Here is a 4007-nt window from a genome sequence, read left to right as displayed (position 1 = left end):
GCCCAGGACATCGCCTATCCCGGCGTGCTGAAGCTGTCGGTCGACGCCACCGACCTGGACCGCCGGATCTTCCAGGTCCGCGAGACGATCCCGGTCGCCAAGTCCGGCCCGATGACCATCCTCTATCCCCAGTGGGTTCCCGGCGGCCACTCGCCCCGCAACGACCTGGACAAGCTGGCCGGCCTGGTGATCACCGCCGGTGGCAAGACCCTGCCGTGGACCCGCGACCCGGTCGCCGTCCACGCCTTCCACTTCGACGTGCCGGACGGCGCGACCGAGATCCAGGTCAGCTTCCAGTTCCTCACCCCGGTGAAGGCCGACGTCGGCCGCATCCTGGTGACCGACGACATGCTGAACGTGCAGTTCCTGCAGCTGGGCTTCTACCCGGCCGGCTACTACACCCGTCAGGTGCAGATCGAGCCGACCGTGAAGCTGCCGGAAGGCTGGGGCTTCGGCACCGCGCTGGAAAAGGCCTCGACCAGCGGCCAGAGCACGACCTTCAAGACCACCACCTTCGAGACCCTGGTCGACTCGCCGATGTTCGCCGGCCGCTACTACAAGCAGGTCGACCTGGATCCCGGCGCGGCCGTGCCGGTGCGCCTGAACATCGTCGCCGACAAGCCCGAGCTGCTGGAGATCAAGCCCGAGCAGTTGCAGATCCACCGCAACCTGGTGCAGCAGGCCTACAAGCTGTACGGCTCGCATCACTACGACCACTACGACTTCCTGCTGGCCCTGACCGACAAGATGGGCGGCATCGGCTTGGAGCATCACCGCTCCAGCGAAAACGGCGTCGTGCCCAAATACTTCACCGACTGGGAAAAGACCTTCGTCGGCCGCGACCTGCTGGCCCACGAATACACCCACTCGTGGAACGGCAAGTTCCGCCGCGGGGCCGACCTCTACACCCCGACGCTGAACGAGCCGATGCGCGACAGCCTGATGTGGGTCTACGAAGGTCAGACCCAGTACTGGGGCAACGTGCTGGCCGCCCGCTCGGGCCTGCAGACCAAGCAGCAGGGCCTGGAGTCGCTGGCCATGACCGCCGCGCTCTACGACACCCGCGCCGGCCGCAACTGGCGCAACGTGCTGGACACCACCAACGACCCGATCATCGCCAACCGCAAGCCGGCCTCGTGGACCAGCTGGCAGCGCAGCGAGGACTACTATTCGGAAGGCCAGTTGGTCTGGCTCGACGCCGACACGCTGATCCGCGAGAAGACCGGCGGCAAGAAGTCGCTGGACGACTTCGCCAAGGCCTTCTTCGGCGTCGAGAACGGCTCGTACGTGGTGCTGACCTACGACTTCGACACCGTGGTCAAGACGCTGAACGGCGTGGTGGCCAACGACTGGGCCACCTTCCTGAAGACCCGCATCGAAGGCCTGTCCGAGCACGCCCCGCTCGATGGCCTAGCGCGCGGCGGCTACAAGCTGGTCTACACCGACACCCCGACCGAGTTCTTCAAGGCGGCCGAGACCAAGGGCAAGATCGTCAATCTCAGCTACTCGCTGGGCGTCACGGTCGGCGCCATGGGCGTGCTGTCGGCGGTCAACTGGGACACCCCGGCCTTCAAGGCGGGCCTGACGGCCGGCGAGACCATCGTGGCCGTCAACGGCACGGCCTATAGCGACGACGGCCTGAAGGACGCGGTCAAGGCCACGGCCAAGGCCGACGCCCCGGTCGTCGAGCTGCTGATCAAGGACGGCGAGCGCTATCGGACGGTCAAGATCGACTATCACGGCGGGCTGAAGTACCCGCGCCTGGAACGCATCGAAGGCACGCCCGCGCGCCTCGATGACATCTACGCCGCGCGCAAGTAGCGCGTCCGGAGATGATGAAAGGGCCGTCGGCGGAAACGCCGGCGGCCTCTTCCCCGAGGCGATCCCGACCTAGGCGTGCGCGACGCCCCAGAACCGCGAAACGCCCAGCGCGACCGCGCCGATCACCAACCATCCGCAAGAGAGGCCGGCCCAGGGGTGGCGCTGCCACCAACGCCGCAGGTCGGCCGACACGCCAGCATATCTGGCCATCGCGTCCTCCTTTTTGCGAAACCCGTGGTCTTGAAGCGGCCACGCGTTTCAGGGAAGACGGCCCAAGCTTCAAGTTTCGCCCCCACCAGGAGGCGTCCGATCGGATGTCTTCCATTTTAGATCGTACAGTGAGTCTTCAAAGATGAATCGAATCGCTGGCCTGGTTCTGGGCCTTTGCCTGTTGTCGAGCCCCGTTCTGGCTCAGGAAGCGTCAGGGCCGCCTCAATTGTCGGCAGCCGTGGACACCACCAAGGCGCTGGCCGAGGGCCAGGCCTTCCTGGCCAAGAACGCCAAGGCGCCGGGCGTGGTCACCACGGCCTCGGGGCTGCAGTACAAGGTGACCACCTCGGGCCCCAAGACTGGCCCGTCGCCCAAGGTTGGCGACATCGTCAAGGTGCACTACGAGGGCAAGCTGCTGGACGGCACGGTGTTCGACAGCTCGTTCGAACGCGGCCAGGCGGCGATCATGCCGGCCGACGGCCTGATCCCGGGCTGGCTGGAGGCCCTGCCGATGATGCATGTCGGCGACGAATGGACCCTCTGGATCCCGGCCGACCTGGCCTACGGCGAACGCAGCACCGGCCCGATCCCGGCCAACAGCACGCTGGTGTTCCGGCTGCGGCTGATCGGGATGCTGGCGGTGGATTGATGATGATCGCGGAGGGGGCGATCACTTGCCCCCTCCGCGCCTTCGGCGCTCCTCCCCCAAAGGGGGAAGAGGAGTCGTCCTCCGCCCCCTATGGGGGCGGACAGGCGGCGCAGCCGCCAGGTGGGGGCAAGTGTTAGCCGCCTAGACCCTTCCGGCTCGCCATCAACGGCTGGATCCGCGTGCCGAAGTTCTCCACGCCCGCCACGAAGTCGTCGAACACCAGCAGCACGCCGGCCGTGCCCTCCACGGCGGCGACCTCGTCCAGCATCTTCGCCACGCTTTCATACGAGCCCACCAGCGTGCCCATGTTGAGGTTCACCGCCGACTCCGGCGCCGCCAGCTGGGCGGTGTTGGTGGTCGCGCCCGCCGCCGCGTTCGGCGCCGCCTGGTTGGTCAGCCAGGCCAGGGCCTCCTGGTCGGCGCCGGCGCGATAGGCCTGCCACTTGGCCATGGCCGCCTCGTCGGTCTCGTCGGCGATGATCATGAACAGGATGTAGGAGGCCACCTCGCGGCCGGTCTTGTCGGCGGCGGCTTTCAGGCGGTCATTGACCCCGCCAAAGGCGGTGGGGGTGTTGGTGCCCTTGCCCAGGGCGAAGCTGTAGTCGGCGTACTGGGCCGTGAAGGCCAGGCCCTCGTTGGACGAGCCGGCGCAGATCAGCTTGGTGTCCTTGGGGTGCGGGCTGACCCGGCAATCGGTCATCTCGAAATACTTGCCCTTGAAGTCCGACACGCCGGTCTCCAGCAGCTCGCGCAGCACGGTCGCGTATTCGGCCAGGTAGTTGTAGCGGTCGGTGTAGTGGCCCTCGCCCGGCCACAGGCCCATCTGGTCGTACTCGGCCTTCTGCCAGCCGGTCACCAGGTTGATGCCGAACCGGCCGGGGGCGATCGAGTCGATGGTCGAGGCCATGCGGGCCACGATGGCCGGCGGGATGGTCAGGGTGGCGGCGGTGGCGAAGATCTTGATCTTCTCGGTCACGGCCGCCAGGCCCGCCATCAGGGTGAAGCTCTCGAGATTGTGCTCCCAGAACTGGGTCTTGCCGCCGAAGCCGCGCAGCTTGATCATCGAGAGCGCGAAGTCGAAGCCGTACTTCTCGGCCTTCTGCACGATCTCCTTGTTCAGCGCGAAGCTCGGCATGTACTGCGGAGCCGCCTCGGAGATCAGCCAGCCGTTGTTGCCGATCGGAATGAAGACGCCGATTTCCATATCAATTCCCCTCTCGAATTTTAGTGCGGCTGTCATCCCGGACGAGCGCGCAGCGCGAAGATCCGGGACCGACGCCTGAGCGCAGGCGCTTCCGGCGGTCCCGGATCGGCGGCCCTGCGGGCC

4 protein-coding genes are annotated in these 4007 nt (G+C 66.7%); 2 read left to right on the top strand and 2 right to left on the bottom strand.

Features of this window, described 5'->3' with window-relative positions; all coding sequences use genetic code 11:
* Positions 1-1821, top strand: a 1821-nt coding sequence (locus AC1DZ6_RS20645; protein ID WP_477099007.1) for a M61 family metallopeptidase, incomplete at its 5' end; no start/stop codon positions are given.
* A 69-nt stretch (positions 1822-1890) separates the two neighbouring features.
* On the opposite strand, the gene AC1DZ6_RS20640 is transcribed toward AC1DZ6_RS20645, so the two are convergent.
* Positions 1891-2031, bottom strand: a complete 141-nt coding sequence (locus tag AC1DZ6_RS20640; RefSeq protein WP_477099006.1) for a hypothetical protein — start codon at positions 2029-2031, stop codon at positions 1891-1893.
* A 142-nt stretch (positions 2032-2173) separates the two neighbouring features.
* On the opposite strand from AC1DZ6_RS20640, the gene AC1DZ6_RS20635 reads away from it, so the two are divergent.
* Complete coding sequence (locus AC1DZ6_RS20635; protein ID WP_477099005.1) at positions 2174-2680, top strand: FKBP-type peptidyl-prolyl cis-trans isomerase; 507 nt, start codon at positions 2174-2176, stop codon at positions 2678-2680.
* Positions 2681-2813: 133 nt separating this feature from the next.
* On the opposite strand, the gene rutA is transcribed toward AC1DZ6_RS20635, so the two are convergent.
* Positions 2814-3884 (bottom strand): pyrimidine utilization protein A, encoded by a 1071-nt coding sequence (rutA, locus tag AC1DZ6_RS20630; protein ID WP_477099004.1) that lies wholly within the window; start codon positions 3882-3884, stop codon positions 2814-2816.
* Positions 3885-4007: the final 123 nt, after the last annotated feature.

The organism is Caulobacter sp. P1_B12_2, assembly GCF_056406675.1.
This window is presented reverse-complemented; position numbering and strand designations above follow the sequence as displayed.